Source organism: Nonomuraea sediminis, assembly GCF_018531495.1.
GTDB lineage: Bacteria > Actinomycetota > Actinomycetes > Streptosporangiales > Streptosporangiaceae > Nonomuraea > Nonomuraea sediminis.
Genome location: NZ_JAHDTI010000003.1, coordinates 671,952 through 690,021, shown reverse-complemented (window position 1 = coordinate 690,021; position 18,070 = coordinate 671,952). Strand labels below are relative to the sequence as shown.

The 18,070-nt window shown below is 70.2% G+C and carries 16 protein-coding genes; 9 read left to right on the top strand and 7 right to left on the bottom strand.

Annotated features, from left to right (window positions below; all coding sequences use genetic code 11):
• Positions 1-166 precede the first annotated feature (166 nt).
• From KIK09_RS60965 to KIK09_RS17285, 4 genes are all read left to right on the top strand, one after another.
• On the top strand, positions 167-373 hold the full coding sequence (locus KIK09_RS60965) for an OB-fold nucleic acid binding domain-containing protein (protein ID WP_250573219.1): 207 nt from the start codon (positions 167-169) through the stop codon (positions 371-373).
• A gap of 4 nt (positions 374-377) precedes the next feature.
• Positions 378-1,046 (top strand): DUF3159 domain-containing protein, encoded by a 669-nt coding sequence (locus KIK09_RS17295; RefSeq protein WP_308164145.1) that lies wholly within the window; start codon positions 378-380, stop codon positions 1,044-1,046.
• Between the two features lie 305 nt (positions 1,047-1,351).
• A complete protein-coding gene (locus KIK09_RS17290; RefSeq protein WP_214320234.1) occupies positions 1,352-2,248 on the top strand; it encodes a hypothetical protein in 897 nt (298 codons plus the stop codon).
• 2 nt (positions 2,249-2,250) lie between these two features.
• The gene (locus KIK09_RS17285; protein WP_214320233.1) at positions 2,251-2,658 is read left to right on the top strand and encodes a hypothetical protein; all 408 of its coding nucleotides are present in this window, start codon (positions 2,251-2,253) and stop codon (positions 2,656-2,658) included.
• Between the two features lie 6 nt (positions 2,659-2,664).
• On the opposite strand, the gene KIK09_RS17280 is transcribed toward KIK09_RS17285, so the two are convergent.
• Both KIK09_RS17280 and KIK09_RS17275 read right to left on the bottom strand, forming a co-directional pair.
• A complete protein-coding gene (locus KIK09_RS17280; RefSeq protein ID WP_214320232.1) occupies positions 2,665-3,324 on the bottom strand; it encodes a potassium channel family protein in 660 nt (219 codons plus the stop codon).
• On the bottom strand, positions 3,324-3,989 hold the full coding sequence (locus KIK09_RS17275) for a potassium channel family protein (RefSeq protein ID WP_214320231.1): 666 nt from the start codon (positions 3,987-3,989) through the stop codon (positions 3,324-3,326). Before KIK09_RS17275 ends, KIK09_RS17280 begins: the two co-directional genes overlap by 1 nt.
• Positions 3,990-4,092: 103 nt before the next feature.
• On the opposite strand from KIK09_RS17275, the gene KIK09_RS17270 reads away from it, so the two are divergent.
• Positions 4,093-6,126, top strand: coding sequence for an APC family permease (locus KIK09_RS17270; RefSeq protein ID WP_214320230.1), 2,034 nt, complete (start codon positions 4,093-4,095; stop codon positions 6,124-6,126).
• Here the strand turns inward: KIK09_RS17270 and KIK09_RS17265 are convergent.
• On the bottom strand, positions 6,113-7,723 hold the full coding sequence (locus KIK09_RS17265) for an alpha/beta hydrolase (RefSeq protein ID WP_308164144.1): 1,611 nt from the start codon (positions 7,721-7,723) through the stop codon (positions 6,113-6,115). The genes KIK09_RS17270 and KIK09_RS17265 overlap by 14 nt on opposite strands.
• 65 nt (positions 7,724-7,788) lie before the next feature.
• Here KIK09_RS17265 and KIK09_RS17260 point away from each other — a divergent pair, with 65 nt between their 5' ends.
• Entirely contained in the window at positions 7,789-9,030 is a 1,242-nt protein-coding gene (locus KIK09_RS17260) for a class I SAM-dependent RNA methyltransferase (protein WP_214320228.1), read from the top strand.
• 133 nt (positions 9,031-9,163) lie between these two features.
• Complete coding sequence (locus KIK09_RS17255; RefSeq protein WP_214320227.1) at positions 9,164-11,095, top strand: glycoside hydrolase family 71 protein; 1,932 nt, start codon at positions 9,164-9,166, stop codon at positions 11,093-11,095.
• A gap of 42 nt (positions 11,096-11,137) precedes the next feature.
• Here the strand turns inward: KIK09_RS17255 and KIK09_RS17250 are convergent, their stop codons facing one another.
• From KIK09_RS17250 to KIK09_RS17235, 4 genes are read right to left on the bottom strand one after another with little or no spacing between them, the layout of a single operon-like run.
• Complete coding sequence (locus KIK09_RS17250; RefSeq protein ID WP_214320226.1) at positions 11,138-11,737, bottom strand: response regulator transcription factor; 600 nt, start codon at positions 11,735-11,737, stop codon at positions 11,138-11,140.
• A gap of 31 nt (positions 11,738-11,768) precedes the next feature.
• A complete protein-coding gene (locus tag KIK09_RS17245; RefSeq protein ID WP_214320225.1) occupies positions 11,769-12,887 on the bottom strand; it encodes a sensor histidine kinase in 1,119 nt (372 codons plus the stop codon).
• Positions 12,884-14,008 (bottom strand): sensor histidine kinase, encoded by a 1,125-nt coding sequence (locus tag KIK09_RS17240; protein WP_214320224.1) that lies wholly within the window; start codon positions 14,006-14,008, stop codon positions 12,884-12,886. Before KIK09_RS17240 ends, KIK09_RS17245 begins: the two co-directional genes overlap by 4 nt.
• 50 nt (positions 14,009-14,058) lie before the next feature.
• Positions 14,059-15,069 (bottom strand): glycoside hydrolase family 18 protein, encoded by a 1,011-nt coding sequence (locus KIK09_RS17235; protein WP_214320223.1) that lies wholly within the window; start codon positions 15,067-15,069, stop codon positions 14,059-14,061.
• Positions 15,070-15,157: 88 nt separating this feature from the next.
• On the opposite strand from KIK09_RS17235, the gene KIK09_RS17230 reads away from it, so the two are divergent.
• On the top strand, positions 15,158-16,072 hold the full coding sequence (locus tag KIK09_RS17230) for an LLM class F420-dependent oxidoreductase (protein WP_214320222.1): 915 nt from the start codon (positions 15,158-15,160) through the stop codon (positions 16,070-16,072).
• Positions 16,073-16,202: 130 nt separating this feature from the next.
• Positions 16,203-18,065, top strand: coding sequence for an APC family permease (locus KIK09_RS17225; protein WP_214320221.1), 1,863 nt, complete (start codon positions 16,203-16,205; stop codon positions 18,063-18,065).
• The last annotated feature ends 5 nt before the right edge of the window (positions 18,066-18,070 follow it).

Here is an 18,070-nt window from a genome sequence, read left to right as displayed (position 1 = left end):
GCCCCCCAAACGCGGGGGATTGCGCGGGTTCTTCAGTCGGCTGGCGACCTCCCAGTCCGAGATCGAGGCCCAGGAGCTGCGGGAAGACGTCGACGAGGTCGGCGCCACCCCCATCGCCAGGTGCGGTGGACGCAAACGATTCTGCGTAGCGGGTACGCTACGTACAGTGACATTGCGTCCGCGCGGCGGAGCGCCGGCCCTGGAGGCCGAGCTCTACGACGGGTCGGACGTGATCGACCTGGTCTGGCTCGGCCGCCGCAGGATCGCGGGCATCGAGCCCGGGCGCACCGTCAAGGCAGAGGGCCTCGTCAGCCTTCAAGACGGGCGCAAGGTGATGTTCAATCCTCGATACGAGCTGCGCCCAGGGAGTTGATGACGTGAGTGCCGAGGCTGAGGAAGTCGCCCACGACACGGTGGAAGCGGCCGTGCGAGCCCAGCTCGCCAAGGCCCTCGGCGGTGTGCGGGGCATGGTCGAGGCGGCGGTCCCGACCATCGCGTTCACCGTCTCGTGGATCACCACCGAGCAGTTGAAGTTGTCGCTCATCATCAGCGTCTCGCTGTCGGTGGTGCTGCTCGCCGTACGGCTCGTGCAGCGTTCCACGCCCCAGTTCGTGATCAACAGCCTCATCGGCATCGCGATCGGCGCCTTCTTCGCCAGTCGCTCCGGCGACGCGAAGGCCTACTTCCTGCCCGGCATCCTGTGGAACGCCGGATACTCGCTGGCCATGCTGGTGTCGATCATCACCCGCTGGCCGGTCGTCGGATTCCTCATCGGCTCGGTCACGGGTGACCCGACGGCCTGGCACAAGGACCCCGGCGTGGTCAAACTCTGCAACCGCCTGACCTGGCTCCTGCTCATCCCCTGCGTGATCCGGGTGGCGGTCCAGCTCCCCGTCTACGTCTACGGCGGCGACCAGGCGGTGGCGGCGCTCGGCATCACCAAGATCCTCATGGGCTGGCCCCTCCAGGTGGCGGCCCTCGGCTCCATGCTCTGGCTCCTCGGCCGCGGCCGCACCCCCATCAAACCCCCCATCGCCCCCGCCTGAACGGCAAGCCCCTCGCCTACGGCTCGGGCTCCCTTAGCAGGGGGCCGAGCCCCCCGCGACCCCCGGGCAGGGGCGCACCCCTGCACCCGCGCCGTCCTCGCCTCCGGCTCGGGCTGAATATGAGCAGGTTTCGCGCCTACGGCGCGCAAGGGCCCTCGCTAACGCTCGTACAGCGTTCCTTGAAGGCCCCACCCGAAATCCGCCTGGCCCTCCACCCGCCCCGAGGCGGAACGGCCCTCCCGGCAGGCGAACAGTCTTTCGATTTTGCCGTCACGATACGTGTTCATTGAGTAACGTATGGCAACGTGCCTTCCTCCGAACATGACATTCTCAACGGCTTCTTCCGCGACAAACCGCAGCTCGCAGTAGAACTCCTCCGAAACCAGCTCGACGTGGAGCTGCCTTGGGACATCCCGGCCTATGTAACGGCCAACGACTTCAACGACCGCCCGTCCAAGGACGAGCAGGCCGACACCGTCATCCTGCTGGGCCCGATGCACGACACCCGGCGCGGGATCATCGTGGAGATCCAGCGCGATCCCAACGACGACAAACGCAAGAAGTTCGCGCGCTACGCCGCGGCGCTGTGGCTCCGGCTCGACTGTCCGGTCACGACCTTGGTGATCTGCCCCGACCGTAAGGTGGCCGCGTCGATGGGGGTGCCGTATGTCACCGAGCTGGATGCCTACACCAGCTCTCCGTACGTGCTTGGTCCGGATCAGATACCCGTGCTCACGAATCCGGCCGAGGTGAAGGCCCGTCCGGAGCTGGCCGCGATGTCGGTCATGGCCCATGGGGACCTGCGGCCGGTCAGGGAAGCATTCATAGAAGGGCTGAAAGACATGGAATCCGATAACGGTGCGTGGTGCTATAACTACGCATACAAGCTGGCCTCGCCCACCGCCCAAGATCCGCTGGAGGCACTCATGAATGCCAACTCCGACTCGCTACCCTTCAGCCCTACCTTTCTTCGCCAGCGTGAGCTGGGCCGGGAGGAAGGCAGGGAGGAAGGCCGAGAGGAAGGTAAGGCGGCAGGCGAGGCGAAGGCGTTGCTGACGGTCCTGAAGGCTCGCGGCGTCGCAGTGCCCGAGCCGGTGCTTGCCCGGATCACCGCCTGCGGCGATCCCGAGCAGCTCAACGCCTGGGTAGGGCGCGCCGGCACGGCGACGCGCATCGAGGACGTCTTCGGCGAGGACGACTGACCATGGGGCCGAAGGAGAAGAACGAGCCCTGGCCACCCCTCGAGGCGGTGCTGTCGTTGGTGCGACAGTCACCGGACTACAACGGCTTGACCCCCATGCTCGTCACGTGGAAGTTCACCGAGGCCTATCTGATCGAGCACGCGTTCGCCAAGCTGACCTCACAGCATGACATCAACGCCCTCGACGCGTCCGAGGCGGGGAAGATGGGCGTGGACCTGGGCCTGACCGCAGGCATGCGGTTGGCGATCCTTTGCTTCCTCGAGGGCCGTCAGTCCGCGGTCACGAACGAGATGCGTTCACACCTCCTCGACAGGGACGACCGATTCCACTTCCGCATGTTGTGCATCACTGCCGGCATGGGCTCCTCCGCCGAGGAGCTCTTCGGCTTGCCGCGGAAAACGGACGACTGACGGGCGTCAGTGCTGGGACAGGAGGTGGGCGAGCTCCTGTTCCACCTCCTGGCTGGCCACGAACAGCAGTTCGTCCCCGGCCTCCAGCGGGTCGTCGTCCGTGGGGACCAGGACGCGGCCTTCGCGGAGGATGGCGACGAGGGCGGAGTCCGTGGGCCACGGCACGGAGCCCGCGCGCTGCCCGACCACGGGGGCGTCCTCGGCGAGGGTGAGTTCGACGAGGTTGGCCTGGCCCTGGCGGAACGTCATCAGGCGGACCAGGTCGCCGACGCTGACCGCCTCTTCGACGAGGGCGCTGAGCAGGCGTGGCGTCGAGACGGCCACGTCCACGCCCCACGACTCGTTGAAGAGCCACTCGTTGTTGGGGTGGTTGATCCTGGCGACCACGCGCGGCACGCCGTACTCGGTCTTGGCCAGCAGCGAGACGACGAGGTTGACCTTGTCGTCGCCCGAGGAGGCGACGACGACGTGGCAGTTGTTGAGGCCGGCCTCGTCGAGGGAGGCGATCTCGCAGGCGTCGGCGAGCAGCCACTCGGCGCGCGGCACGCTGTCGATCTTGATGGCCCTGGGGTCGATGTCGATCAGGAGGACCTCGTGGCCGTTCTCGAGGAGCTCGGCCGCGATGGAGCGGCCGACGGCCCCGGCGCCGGCGATGGCGACACGCATCAGTGGTCCTCTTCCGGTGCCACCGCGAGCACCTTGTTGATCCGGTCCATGTCGTTCTCGGCGGCGATGACGTGCAGGACATCGCCCTCCTGGACGACGGTGTCGTCGGCGATCACCAGCGCCTCGCCCATCCGGTTGATGAACGCGCCGCGCACGCCGGCCCGCTGCTCCAGGTCGACCACGCGGGTGCCGATCCAGCCGGACTGCACGGTGACCTCGGCGAGGATGACCGTGCCGCTCGGGTCGCGCCACAGCGGCTCGGCGCCCTCGGGCAGGATGCGGCGCAGGATCTGGTCGGCGGTCCAGCGTACGGTGGCCACGGTCGGGATCCCGAGCCGCTGGTAGACCTCGGCCCTGCGGGGGTCGTAGATCCGGGCGACCACGTTGTCGACGCCGAACGTCTCGCGGGCGACCCGGGCCGAGATGATGTTGGAGTTGTCGCCGCTGGAGACCGCGACGTAGGCGGCCGCGGACTCGATGCCCGCCTCGGTGAGCACATCGCGGTCGAAGCCGATGCCCGTCACCCGGCGGCCGCGGAACCCGGCACGGAGCCGGCGGAATGCCTGCGGATCCCGGTCGATGATGGCGACCGAGTGGCCGTTGTCCTCGAGGATGTGGGCGAGGGTCGAACCGACCCGGCCACACCCCATGATCACTATATGCATTACTCTCCGCACTCCGCGGTCTCGGCCGGTTGCTCGAGTCCAGTATGGCCCGATGGGGGAGCGCCGCGTTTGCTGCCCCGTCATGCGGCTAGCATCTCGTAACGTGGCGAAGGTTACGGATCTTGTCAAACGCCTGCTTGTGGGCAGGGCGCTGCGCAGCGGCCAACTCCATGAGCAACTGCTGCCCAAACGTATCGCTCTGCCCGTCTTCGCCAGCGACGCCCTCTCCTCGGTGGCGTATGCCCCGCAGGAGATCCTGGTCATCCTCTCGCTGGCGGGCGTGTCCTTCTACACCTACAGCCCGTGGGTCGCGCTGGCGGTCGTGGTCGTCATGCTCACCGTGGTGGCCTCCTACCGGCAGAACGTGCACGCCTATCCGAGCGGTGGCGGCGACTACGAGGTGGCCACCACCAACCTGGGCAAGAACGCGGGCCTGACGGTCGCCAGCGCGCTCATGGTCGACTACGTGCTCACGGTCGCCGTCTCGGTGGCCAACGGCGTCGACTACGTGGGCGCCACCATCCCGTTCGTGGCCCAGCACAAGCCGGCCATCGCCGTGGCGGTCGTGGTCTTCCTGACCGTGGTCAACCTGCGCGGCATCCGCGAGTCCGGGCTGGCCTTCGCGATCCCGACGTACGCCTTCATGGTGTCCACGATCGGGCTGGTCCTGTGGGGCGGGTTCAGGCTCCTGGTGCTGGGCGACGATCTGACGGCGCCGAGCGCGGGCTTCGAGATCGTGCCCGAGCAGTCGAACCTGACCTCCTTCGCCGCGGCCTTCCTGATCCTGCGCGCCTTCTCCTCGGGCTGCGCGGCGCTGACCGGTGTCGAGGCCATCAGCAACGGCGTGCCCGCCTTCCGCAAGCCGAAGAGCAAGAACGCGGCCACCACGCTGCTCATGATGGGCCTGGTCGCGATCACCATGTTCGGCGGCATCATCGCGCTGGGCCTGGCCTCCGGCGTGAAGGTGGCCGAGCCGTCCGTGGTGGCGACCGACCTGCTCAAGAACGGCCAGCCGGTCGGCCCTGGCTACTACCAGCAGCCGATCATCTCGCAGGTGGCCGACGCCGTGTTCGGCGGCGGCTCGTTCATGTTCGTGCTCATCTCGGCGGTCACCGCGCTGATCCTGTTCCTGGCCGCCAACACCGCCTTCAACGGTTTCCCCGTGCTCGGCTCGATCCTGGCGCAGGACCGCTACCTGCCGCGCCAGCTGCACACCCGCGGCGACCGGCTGGCCTTCTCCAACGGCATCGTCATCCTGGCGGCGGGTGCCTGCCTGCTGCTGTGGGGCTTCAACGCCGACGTCAGCCGCCTGCTGAACCTGTACATCGTGGGCGTGTTCGTCTCGTTCACGCTCAGCCAGACCGGCATGGTCATCCACTGGACGCGGCATCTGAAGACCGAGACCGATCCCAAGGTCCGCTTCCAGATGATGCGCTCGCGCGTGATCAACTTCTTCGGTGGCGTGATGACCGCGATCGTGCTGGTCGTGGTGCTGATCACCAAGTTCGCGGTCGGCGCCTGGATCGTCTGCATCGCGATGCCGGTGCTCTTCCTGATGATGAAGGGCATCAGGCGCCACTACGACAACGTGGCGGCCGAGCTGGCGCTGGACAAGGAGTACGACGAGTCGATGCTCCCGTCGCGCAACCACGCGATCGTGCTCGTCTCCAAGCTGCACAAGCCGACCATGCGGGCCCTGGCCTACGCCCGCGCCACCCGCCCGTCCAAGCTGGAGGCGGTCACGGTCGGCGTCGAGGGCGAGGAGGCGCGCAAGCTGCAGGAGGAATGGGAACGGCTCGGCATCCCGGTGCCGCTGAAGATGCTCGACTCGCCCTACAGGGAGATCACCCAGCCGATCCTCGACTACGTCAAGACGCTGCGCCGCCGCTCGCCCAGGGACGTGGTCACCGTGTTCATCCCCGAGTACGTGGTCGGCCGCTGGTGGGAGCACCTGCTGCACAACCAGAGCGCGCTGCGGCTGAAGGCGCGCCTGCTGTTCAAGCCGGGCGTCATGGTGACCAGCGTGCCGTGGCAGCTGCACTCCTCCGACCGGCTGCTCGGCCGCCGCGAGCCGGCCGCGCCGGGCTCGGTGCGCCGCCCGCTGTCGCGGGAGGACGAGCAGATCAAGGCCGGCTGACCAGCCGCCGCAGCCGGGCCGTGTCCCTGCCTGTCCACCCGGGCGGGGCGGCCACGGCGGCCCAGCCGTCCACGATGTTGGCGCCGTAGACGTGCCCGTGCGCGGCAGGCACGTGCTGCGCCGCCGCCATGTCGACGAGCACCTGCCAGAACGTCACCAGCGGGAACCAGTTCATCTGCGGGTTCACGTCGGGCCCGCGCGGTGACTCCAGCCAGGCGGGCCGGCGGTAGGCGAGCCTCGGCGACCACCACACCACCGGATCCGAGGCGTTCTGCAGGTAGACCACGCGCCGCCGGCCCAGCTCCCCTGGATACTGCGCGAACTGGACCGTCCGCCCGTCCCGGTAGTCCGGCCGCCACACCGGGCTACCCGGTCGCCGCCCGGCCGTGAGGTCGCTCCAGATCGGGTTGACGTTCGGCGGCCCCACGAACAGCGCGCCGTCCGTGCCGCCCGTCAGCGACGGCAGGTCCGCGAAGGCCGACTCCAGCTCGAAGGAGCCCAGGCTCTCCCCGGCCACCACCAGCTTCGGCCGGTGTCCCGCGGGCAGCGCCGCCCACCGCTGCCGCACCGCGCTGAACAGCGCCGCCCCGGTGGCCGCCGCCTTGCCCCTGTCGACCAGGAACGACACCCAGCTCGGCAGGTAGGAGTACTGCAGCGCGACCAGCGCCGAGTCGCCGTTGACCATGAACTCCAGCGAGCCGGCCAGGCGCTGGTCCACCCAGCCGGTCCCGGTCGTGCCCAGCACCGCCAGCACGTGCCGCTGGAACGCCCCGGTCCTTTCCAGCTCCCGTACGGCGAGCGCCGCCTGCTGTTCCGGCGAGGAGGTCGAGTCGAGCCCCACGTACACCCGGATCGGCTGGAGCGCCGGCCTGCCCGAGAAGGCGGACAGCTGCGCCGGGGGCACCGTCCCGCCCGTGAACGTGCGCCCCTCCCTGCCCAGCGACGCCCAGCTCACCAGCGAGCCCGGGCCGCCGGAGATCTTCGGCGAGGTGGGCCGGTGCGCCCGCGGGTCGGTGGTCCCGTTCGTCACCGACGACAGGTCGCTCATCGCGCCGACGAAGCCGGAGTACACCACGTCGTTGGCGAACACGGCCACGACCACCCCGACGATCGCCACGCCCGCCACGTGACCCACGTAGACGGGCACGAACCGGTCGAGCCAGTCGATCAGGTTCCGTCCCGCCAGCCGTACCAGCCGGGCGATCAGCAGGAAGAGCGTGAACAGCGCGAGCGAGACGGCCAGGATCACCGGCGGGAACCAGGTGATGCGGGTGTCCATGTCCATGAGCGCGCGCAGGTCGCGCTGCCAGTCGTAGCTGTACCAGAGGGCGACCGCGGTCAGCCCGGCGCAGCAGCCGAGCATGATCTGCCACGCGAGCCGCCGCCCCCGCTCGCGCGCGGGGAGCAGCCTGCGTCCGGCGGCGCCGATCGCGGCGCCGACGCCGTACCCGAGAATGCCGGTGACCGCGCCCATCACGCCCTGCAGCAGCCAGTCGCGCGGCAGCAGCGACGGCGTCAGCGAGGCGCAGAAGAACAGCGTCGCGCCCAGCGTCCCGCCGAAGCCGGGACGCCGCCATACGACGCGTGCGTTGTTCACGATCACAAAGCGTAACGGACCAGGTCCGGGACGTAGCGGACCAGGCCAGGGCATAGGGTATCCGTGTGACACTCGAGCTGACGGTAGGTCCGGTTGCCCATGGCGGATGGTGCGTGGCGCGCCACGATGGGCGAGTCGTGTTCGTCCGGCACGCGCTGCCGGGCGAGCGCGTCCTGGCCGAGGTCACCGAGGAGACCACCCGCTTCCTGCGCGCCGACGCCGTGGAGATCCTGGAGGCCTCGCCCGACCGCGTGGTCCCTCCCTGCCCGTACGCGGGCCCGGGCCGCTGCGGCGGCTGCGACTGGCAGCACGCCACGCTCGAGGCCCAGCGCGAGCTGAAGGCCGCCGTGGTCGCCGAGCAGCTGCAGCGGCTGGCCGGCATCACCAGGGACGTCGTGGTGGAGGAGGTGCCCGGGGCCAAGGACGGGCTCGGCTGGCGCACCCGCGTGCAGTTCGCGGTCACGCCGGAGGGCGGGCTCGGTTTCCGCAGGCACCGCTCCCACGACATCGAGGTGGTCGACGCCTGCCTGATCGCGCACCCCGAGGTGGAGGCCGTCGGCGCCGAGCAGGTTCCCTGGCGCGGCGCCGGCGGGGTCGAGGTCATCGCCTCGTCGATGGGTGACCGCGCCGTCGTCGTCAAGCCCAAGCCACGCCGTACGGTCACCGTCCCGCCGCTCGACGTGCCGGCCTCGATCCTGCTCGAATCGGGCAAGGGCCGGACGGAGCCGCGCCGGGGCTCCGGCATGCTGCGCGAGCAGGTCGGCGACCGGGAGTTCCGCGTCGCGGGCAGCGGCTTCTGGCAGGTGCATCCCGGCGCCGCCGAGACGCTGCTCGACGCCGTGCTGTCCTACGCGGCCCCCGAGCCGGGGGAGTGGGCGCTCGACCTGTACTGCGGGGTCGGCCTGTTCACCGCCGGGCTCGCCGAGGCGGTCGGCCGCTCGGGCGCGGTCTTCGGCCTGGAGTCGGAGGCCGCCGCGGTCCGCGACGCCCGCGCCAACCTGCGCGACCTCCCGCAGGCGCGGGTGGAGCGCGGCCGGGTGGAGGAGGCGCTCGACCGCTTCCAGATCGAACGCGCGGACCTCGTCGTCGTCGACCCGCCCCGTTCAGGTCTCGGGCGCGACGTCGTCGAGCGCATCGCCACGCTGGAGGCCGGCCGCATCGTCTACGTCTCCTGCGACCCTGCCACCCTGGCCCGCGACCTGTCGTGGCTCGCCGACCTCGGCTATCCCCTGACGGACCTGCGCGCCTTCGACGCGTTCCCGATGACCCACCACGTGGAGTGCGTCGCCCTGCTGTCCAGGGACTGAACCCCGGCCGTTGACCGGGAGTATGCAATCCACTCCTGTATTGTAATTCCTGTTACAGGACAGCGCCCGTGAGTCTATGATCTTGCCCGTCGTAGTGCGGTATGTCATGACATATCGCTATTTGGAGGGCACGATGAGCTTTCGCTTACGCGCGATGACCCTGATATTCGCCACCCTGGCAGGCACCGCCCCGATGGTCTCGGCGACCGTCGCGGCGGCGGCCGAGAAGGCCGTGACGTTCACATCCGAGGAGGACGCCTACGTCAGCCAGGCCGGTCCCGACAAGCCACACAACACCGCCACCTGGCTGTCGGTCTGCACCACCCCGTGCGACGGCGCGAACGCCTCCGAGCGGGGCGCGTTCATCCGCTTCACCGTCAAGGACGTCCCGGACAACGCGGTCAACGTCAAGATGACCCTGGACGTGCAGTCCGTGCGGACCACCGACACCACGCTCGAGGTGCGGCCGGTGACGGGCAAGTGGAGCGCCGACACGCTCACGTTCAACAACCGCCCGGCCGTGGGAGAGGCGATCACCACCCGCAAGGGCCTGACCGCCGGCGGCACGGCGAAGCTGGACGTGTCCTCCGCCTTCCAGGGCAACGGCTCCTACGACTTCGCGCTGACCTCCCCGTCGGGCGCCCACGGAGTGCTCCACTCCTCCCGCGCGACCGCAGGCGTGGGCCCCAAGCTGTCGATCACCTACGACACGCAGGCGGCGACCCCCAGCGGCCCGCTGCCCTTCGCCCTGCCCTCGACCGCGACGCTGCGGGCCTCCGAGCGCAAGGTCTTCGCGCACTACTTCACGCCGTACCCGATCTCGCTGAACAACAAGGCCGGAGCGGACGACTACTACACCAAGAACTACCTCACCCCGACGGGTGAGAGCGGCAAGCACGCGGCCTACGGCGGCCTGCTCAGGGACCGTCCCGTGCCGCGGGGCGTCCTGGCGGGCGACTGGCAGCTCGCGGACATGAAGAAGGAGGTCCAGACCGCCGCGGCCGCCGGGCTCGACGGCTTCACCGTGGACGTCCTCTCGCTCAGCGGCGCCCACTGGGACCGCCTCCAGACGCTGATCAAGGCGGCGGACGCGGTCGACCCGGGCTTCAAGATCGTGCTGATGCCGGACATGACCTCGCTCAAGGCCGACGCGGCCACGCTGGCGGCCTCGATGGCCCAGCTGGCCGCCGCCAAGTCTGTCTACCGCCTCGCCGACAAGCGCCTGGTCATCTCCCCGTTCAAGGCGGAGGGCCAGACGGCCGCGTGGTGGCAGAACTTCATGAAGATCATGAAGGACACGCATGGCATCACGGTCGCCTTCGTGCCCGTCTTCCTGAACTTCCCCTCCAACGCCTCCGCCTTCGCCTCGATCAGCTACGGCTTCTCCAACTGGGGCAACCGCAGCCCCGAGGGGCAGAGCGGCGTCGCCTCGAACATCGCCAAGGCGCACGGCCTGGGCAAGATCTGGATGCAGCCGGTGTCCGTCCAGGACGAGCGGCCCAACCAGGGCATCTACGACGAGGCCGACAACACCGAGAACCTGCGCGTCACGTGGGAGAAGTCCATCGCCGAGCACGCCGACTGGGTCCAGCTGACCACCTGGAACGACTTCTCCGAAGGCACCCAGTTCGCGCCCTCGGTGCACAACGGCGGCGCCTACCTGGACATCTCCTCCTACTACCTGACCTGGCTCAAGACCGGCAAGGCACCGGCGATCATCCGTGACACGCTCTACCTGACGCATCGCACGCAGTTCGCCGCCGCCCGGCCGACCTCGGGCACGCAGACCAAGTTCATGGTCCCGCGCTCCGGCGCCGGCACCCCGCGGGACACCGTCGAGGTGCTCTCCTTCCTCACCCGTAACGCCACGGTCAAGGCGAGCATCGGCGGCGCCGAGAAGACCTACGCGGGCCAGGCGGGGATCCAGGCCAAGACCTTCCCCCTGGCTTACGGGACGAACAAGGCGTCGGTCGGCGCGGTGACGGTCACCTCGCCCTGGGAGGTCAAGAAGGACTTCGCCGTGCAGGACCTGCAGTACCACGCCGTCAGCAGCGGCAGGAAGTGACCCCGGCGCGGGTCCCGCGGGGGACCCGCGCCACCGGCGCTGTCAGAGCCAGCCCATGCGCTGGGCGGTGCGGATGGCCTCCAGGCGGTTCTGGGCGTTGAGCTTGGTCATCGCGCTGGACAGGTAGTTGCGGACCGTGCCCTCCGTCAGGTGGAGCTCCCCGGCGATCCTGGCGACGCTGGCGCCGTCGGCGGCCAGGTGGAGAGCGTCGCGTTCGCGGTCGGTCAGCGGGCTGTCGCCCGCCGCCATGGCGGCGGCCGCCAGCTCGGCGTCCAGGTAGCGGCCGCCCGCCTGGACCTTGCGGATCGCCGCCGCCAGCTCCTCGGCCGGGGCGTCCTTGCCGAGGAAGCCGCTGACGCCGGCGGCCATGGCGCGGCGCAGGTAGCCGGGCCTGCCCAGGCTCGTCAGGATGACGATCTTGCAGTACGAGCTGATCTGCTCGGCCGCGGACAGGCCGTCCATGCCGGGCATCTCGATGTCGAGCACCGCCACGTCCGGGCGGTGCTCGGCCACGGCGGCGAGCACCTCGTCGCCGCGGCCCACCTGGGCGACGACCTCGATGCCCTCCTCCAGGTCGAGCAGCGCCGCCAGGGCTCCCCTGATCAGGTGCTCGTCATCGGCCAGCAACACCCGAGTGGTCACATGCCCTCCCCTGTCAGTCGTGTCGGCGACATCATGCGCTCTCCCCGGCCTGCCGTACGAGGGCTCTGAGGAGGTAGCGGCCGCCGGGCGCGGGCTCGGCCGTGAGGGAGCCGCCCGCGGCGGCCAGCCGCTGTGACAGGCCGCGCAGGCCCGCGGCGGCCTGGTCGTTCACCCCGGCCTGATCGCCGACCCCGTCGTTGGCCATCTCCAGCATCCCGTCCTTGATCGTGATCGTGCAGTGTGCGGCCGTGCTGTGCTTGAGCACGTTGGTCGCGCCCTCGCGCACCACCCCGGCCAGCAGCGTGCGCGACTCGGCGGGCAGCGACCCGGTGTCGGACTCGACGGTCGTGCGCACGTCGGCCGCCTCCAGCACCGCGCGCACGCTCGCCAGCACCTCGTCCAGGTCGAGCGCGCGATAACCCTGTACGGCGGAGCGGACCTCCCGCAGCGAGGTCCTGGCAGCCTCCCGGATCCGCAGCATCTCCCGCGCGGCGGCCTCGGGATCGGTGGCCAGCAACTCCTCGGCGGCGGCCGTGCGGGCGGAGATGTCCGTCAGGGCTTGCCCGAGCAGGTCGTTCAGGTCCCCGGCGAAACGCAGCCGGGCCTCGGAGACGGCCAGCCCCGCCCTGGCCTCCTGCCCCTCGTGCGCCTCCTTGGCCAGCCGCCACAGCCACAGGTTGGCCAGGACGGCGCCCACCACGACCACCGTGACGGCGACCATGACGATCACCAGGAATGCGGTCAGGTCGATCACCAGCGCGAGGACCGGCAGGTAGACCGCCAGGAACAGCGCGCTCAGCAAAAGGACGATCCAGCGGCGGACGAACGGCGCGAGCATGGCCAGCCAGACCGGCGCCACGTAGGGGTTGAACGGGCAGGTGAGGAGCGCGATCACGCCAGAGACAGCCAGCACGGCCACGGGCGCGCGCCCGCCCCTGATCGCGACGCGGAAGGGCCGGGTGGACAGCACGTAGAAGGCCACCGTGAGCACCGCCAGCCCGATCGGCATGATCACGGGGACGGTCTTGGCGGCTTCGGGCTGCAGGAGGGCGACCACGCCGATGAAGCCGGTCAGCGACAGCAGGAACAAGAGGTCGACCGAGTGGACGATGAGCATCCGCACCCGGTCGAGCCGGGAGCGCCGCCTCATGCGGGCACCGCCGCGCGCAGCAGGAACTCCCCGCTCCCGGTGGGCGCGGCCGACAGCGAGCCGCCCGCGCCGGCGATCCGCTCCGACAGCCCGCGCAGCCCGCTGCCCTGGTCGGAGACGGGCCCTGCCATGCCGTCGTTGCGCATCTCGAGCACGCCTCCGTCGATCCTGATCGCGATGCGGGTGGCGGTGCTGTGCTTGAGCACGTTGGTGGCGCCCTCGCGCACCACCCAGGCCAGCAGGGCGCGCGCGGCGGGCGAGAGGTCGTCGGCGCTGGCCTCGATCGTGCAGCTCGCCCCCGCGGCCTCGAGCGCGGCCCGTACCCCGGCCAGCTCGGCTTCCAGGTCCAGCGTCTGGTAGCCCTCGACGGCGGCCCGCACTTCCGTCAGCGACTCGCCCGCCAGGTGCCGCACCGCGGCCATCTCGGCGGCGGCGCGGGCGGCGTCCTTGGTGGCGAGCTTGCCGGCCAGCTCGCTCTTCAGCGCGATGACGGAAAGGCTGTGGCCGAGCAGGTCGTGCAGGTCACGGGCGAAGCGCAGCCGCTCCTCCGAGACGGCCAGGCTGGCCTTGGCCTCCTGGCTGTCGTGCGCCTCCCTGATCGTGCGCCACAGCCAGAGCCACAGCCACGTGGCCACGGGCAGCAGGATCGCCGCGCCTGCTTGGATGGCCAATTCGGCCTGCCAGGGCAGCCACCCGATCCCCCTGACGTACGGGAAGACGATGGCGATCTCCAGCACGCCGAACGCCACCGTGACCTGCCACGACAGGAACAGCGCCGCGGCCGACAGCCAGAGCGGGCCGACCATGTCCCAGGACATGGGGGGCTGGTCCAGCCCGGCGCCGGAGGGCAGGAGGACCAGGGCGACCGCGGCGAGCAGGCCGGAGACGACCAGCTTGGCGACGGGCCTGGGCCGCTCGTCGTAGGCATCGCGCAGCATGAAAGGGAAGATGGCGCAGAAGGCGAGCGCTGAACCGGCCCCAGCCATCGCGTGCGGTACGGAGATCCGATCCTCGGCGACCAGGTACCAGGCACCCGCGATGAACATCACGGCGAAGAAGGCGATCATGCCGTCCATCCAGTAGAGCAGGACCTTCCTCGCCGTCTCCGGACGGGTCGCCACCTCGTACTCCAAACGCCGGAAAATGCCGCCTCGCTGGGAAATCCTATAGTTCAGCCGGCGCGCCAGAGGAGCTGGGCGACGGCCGGAGGCGGCTGGGCGCCGCGCAGCGACAGCCAGGCCAGTGCGTGCTTGTCGGAGAACCCCGCCAGCTTGCCGGCTTCGACCTCGTTCAGATCGCTCGAGCTCGCCAGGACGGAGGTGAGCCCGATCCGGTGCCACGCGTCGGAGTCGCCGAGGTCGAGGGCCCGCGCGATCTGCCGCTGCGCGGCCTTGACGGCGTCGGCGACGCGGTGCAGCCGCCCGGCCGGCGCCGTGCGCGGCTCGAGCGTGGCCAGCAGGTCGACGGTGGCGATGCCGGCCCCGGCCTCGCGGGTGGCGCGCAGCATGGCGGCGTCGGCGTCGGACAGGCCGGTGGGCTGCAGCGGCAGCGTGAAGCCGACCCGCAGCGGGCTGTCCTTCTGCAGTTCCTTGATGGCCAGGGCTCTGCGCCGCACGGTGGCGGTGTCGGTGCTGTCGTGGATCTCGAAGTCGACGTAGGAGGGGTCGAAGGCTCCGGTCATCCGCCGGTAGGCGGCCAGGAGCGCGTCGGGCCGGGTGCAGGCGGCGGCCAGCTCCCTGCCGTCGGGACCGCCGAAGGCGAGCCCGGCGTCGGCGCCCCCGGCGCGCAGGCGGCCGATCCGGTTGGCGACCTGGTTGCCGCCGGGGGCGAGCCCGCCGCTCCAGCGCGGCTGGCACCCGTCGCCGCCCGCGACGAGGTGGCCGAGCGAGTACCACTCGACGCCGCTGCGGCGGGCGTCGGCGGCCAGGTCGAAGCCGGGATGCCGGGCGGTGTCGACGAAGGTCAGGAACGTCTTGGGGCCCGCCATCCTGGCCTGCTGCGTGGGTGTCGGGCTCGGTGTCGCGGGCATGGTCTTGCGCGGCGCGGCCGTCTGCTGGGGCTCGGCCGTGGCGGGCAGCAGCCAGACGGCGACGCCGGTGCCTCCGGCCAGCGTGAGCGCGAGCAGCGTGGCCAGCGGCCGCGGAAGCGTGCCCGGCTCCCTACGGTGCCGAGACTCGGACATAGACCACCCTCCGTGGTGGACCGGCTACAGAGAGCACTGGCAGGGGAACGCTAGCAGCCACGCCGCTCGCCTTGCGGATAATTGGCATATGAAGTTGCGGATCTTCACCGAGCCCCAGCAGGGCGCCACCTACGACGATCTCCTGGCCGTGGCGCAGGCCACCGAGCGGCTCGGATTCGACGCGTTCTTCCGTTCGGACCACTACCAGCGCATCGGCCCCGGCGACCCGGGACCCGGCTCGACCGACGCCTGGGTCACGCTGGGCGCGCTGGCCAGGGAGACCTCGCGGATCAGGCTGGGCACGCTGGTGAGCCCGGCCACGTTCCGGCTGCCCGGGCCGCTGGCGATCAGCGTGGCCCAGGTCGACCAGATGAGCGGCGGGCGGGTCGAGCTCGGCCTGGGCACCGGCTGGTTCGACCAGGAGCATGCCGCCTACGGCATCCCGTTCCCGCCGCTGGGCGAGCGCTACGGCCGCTTCGAGGAGCAGCTGGAGATCATCAAGGGGCTGTGGGCCGCCGAGAAGCCCTACTCCTTCGAGGGCCGCTACTACCGCGTGGTCGACTCGCCCGCGCTGCCCAAGCCGGTCCAGCGCCCCGGACCTCCGGTGATCATCGGCGGGTTCGGCGCCAAGCGCACGCCGCGCCTGGCCGCCACCTACGCCGACGAGTACAACGTCCCGTTCCACACGGAGTCCGACACGGCCGAGGCCTTCGGCCGCGTACGGCAGGCCGCCGAGACCGCCGGCCGTACGCTCGCGCTGTCGGCGGCCCAGACGGTCTGCGTGGGGTCGGACCAGGCCGAGCTCGAACGGCGGGCGGCGGCCATCGGCCAGGACCTGGGCGCGCTGCGGCAGAGCGGGCTGGCGGGCACGCCCGCGGAGGTGGTGGAGAAGATCGGCCGCTTCGGGGAACTGGGCGCCGAGCGCGTCTACCTCCAGGTGATGGATCTGTCGGATCTGGAGCATCTGGAGCTCATCGCGGCGGAAGTACTCCCCCAAATCTGAATATTGACGTTTTCTTGACGCCCTGAGCACGAGAGCACCCTGCTCAACCTCAGTAGGGTGCTCTTCGTCTTTACGGGTTGTTGATGTGGGGGTGGCCGAAATGGCCGGGTATGCGCCGTTTCGTGCATGGATGCTCGAAGGGCTGACCACCGACCGCGAACAGATCGAGCACGGTCCCCACAAGAAGCACTCGTGGTGGCAGGTCATGTGCCTGACCGGCGTGGACTACTTCTCCACGCTGGGCTACCAGCCGGGCATCGCGGCGCTGGCCGCCGGCGCGCTGTCGCCGATCGCCACCCTGCTCCTGGTCGGACTGACGCTGTTCGGCGCGCTGCCGGTCTACCGGCGGGTGGCCGAGGAGAGCCCGCACGGCCAGGGCTCCATCGCGATGCTGGAGAAGCTGGCGCCGCAGTGGTGGGGCAAGCTGTTCGTGCTGGCCCTGCTCGGCTTCGCCGCCACCGACTTCGTGATCACGATGACGCTGTCGGCCGCCGACGCCACCGCGCACATCCTGGAGAACCCGTTCGCGCCGGAGTTCCTGAGCGGGCAGCAGGTGATCGTCACGCTCGTGCTGCTCGCCCTGCTGGGCGGCATCTTCCTCATGGGCTTCAGCGAGGCCATCAGCATCGCCGTGGTGCTCGTGTTCGTCTACCTGGCGCTCAACGCGGTCGTGGTGGCCGTGGCGATCCTGCACGTGCTGGAGAACCCGCAGGTGATCCTGGACTGGAAGAACCTGCTGCGCGTCGACTACAGCAGCCCGCTGGTCATGATCGGGCTCTCGCTCGTCGTCATGCCCAAGCTGGCGCTGGGCATGTCCGGCTTCGAGACGGGCGTCGCGGTCATGCCGGTGATCAAGGGCAAGCTCGAGCAGCGCATCCACGGCACCAAGCGGCTGCTGACCACCGCCGCCGCCATCATGAGCGTGTTCCTGATCCTGACCAGCACGGTGACGACCGTGCTGATCCCGCACCAGGAGTTCGAACCCGGCGGCAAGGCCAACGGGCGGGCCCTGGCCTACCTGGCGCACGGCTTCCTCGGCGACTGGTTCGGCACGATCTACGACGTCAGCACGATCGCCATCCTCTGGTTCGCCGGGGCCTCGGCGATGGCCGGGCTGATCAACCTGGTGCCGCGCTACCTGCCGCGCTACGGCATGGCGCCCAACTGGACGCGCGCCGTCCGCCCGCTGGTGCTGGTCTTCTCCGTCATCGGGTTCGCCATCACGATCATCTTCCGCGCCGACGTCGACGCCCAGGGCGGCGCCTACGCCACCGGCGTGCTGGTGCTGATGCTGTCGGCCGCGGTGGCGGTGACACTGTCCGCGTTCCGCAAGCGGCAGCGCCTGGCCACGGCCGCGTTCGCGCTGATCTCGGCGGTGCTCGCCTACACGCTGGTCGCCAACGTCATCGAGCGGCCCGACGGTGTGAAGATCGCCTCCTTCTTCATCATCACCATCATCGTGACCTCGATCCTGTCCAGGGCCACGCGCTCCACCGAGCTGCGGGTCACCGAGGTCCACCTGGACCCGCTGGCCGAGCAGTTCGTGAACGAGGCGGAGGCCGCGGAGGTCCACCTGATCGCCAACGAGCCGCACCAGCGCGACCAGCGCGAGTACAACGACAAGCTGCGCGAGCAGTGGCTCAACCACCGCCTGCGCTCCTCGGAGCCCATCATGTTCGTCGAGGGCACGGTCGTGGACGCCTCGGAGTTCGAGTCGGAGCTGCGGGTGCGCGGCGAGGAGCGCTACGGCCACAAGATCCTGCGCTTCGAGTCGCCGACGGTGCCCAACGCCCTGGCCGCGCTCACGCTGCACCTGCGCGACCGTGCCGGCAGGCCGCCGCACATCTACTTCCACTGGAGCGAGGGCAACCCCATGGTCAAGATGCTCGGCTACCTGCTGTTCGGCGGGGGTGACGTGCCGCCGATGACCAGGGAGGTGCTGCGCAAGGCCGAGCCCGACCTGGACAAGCGGCCGCACGTGCACGTCGGGTGAGATAT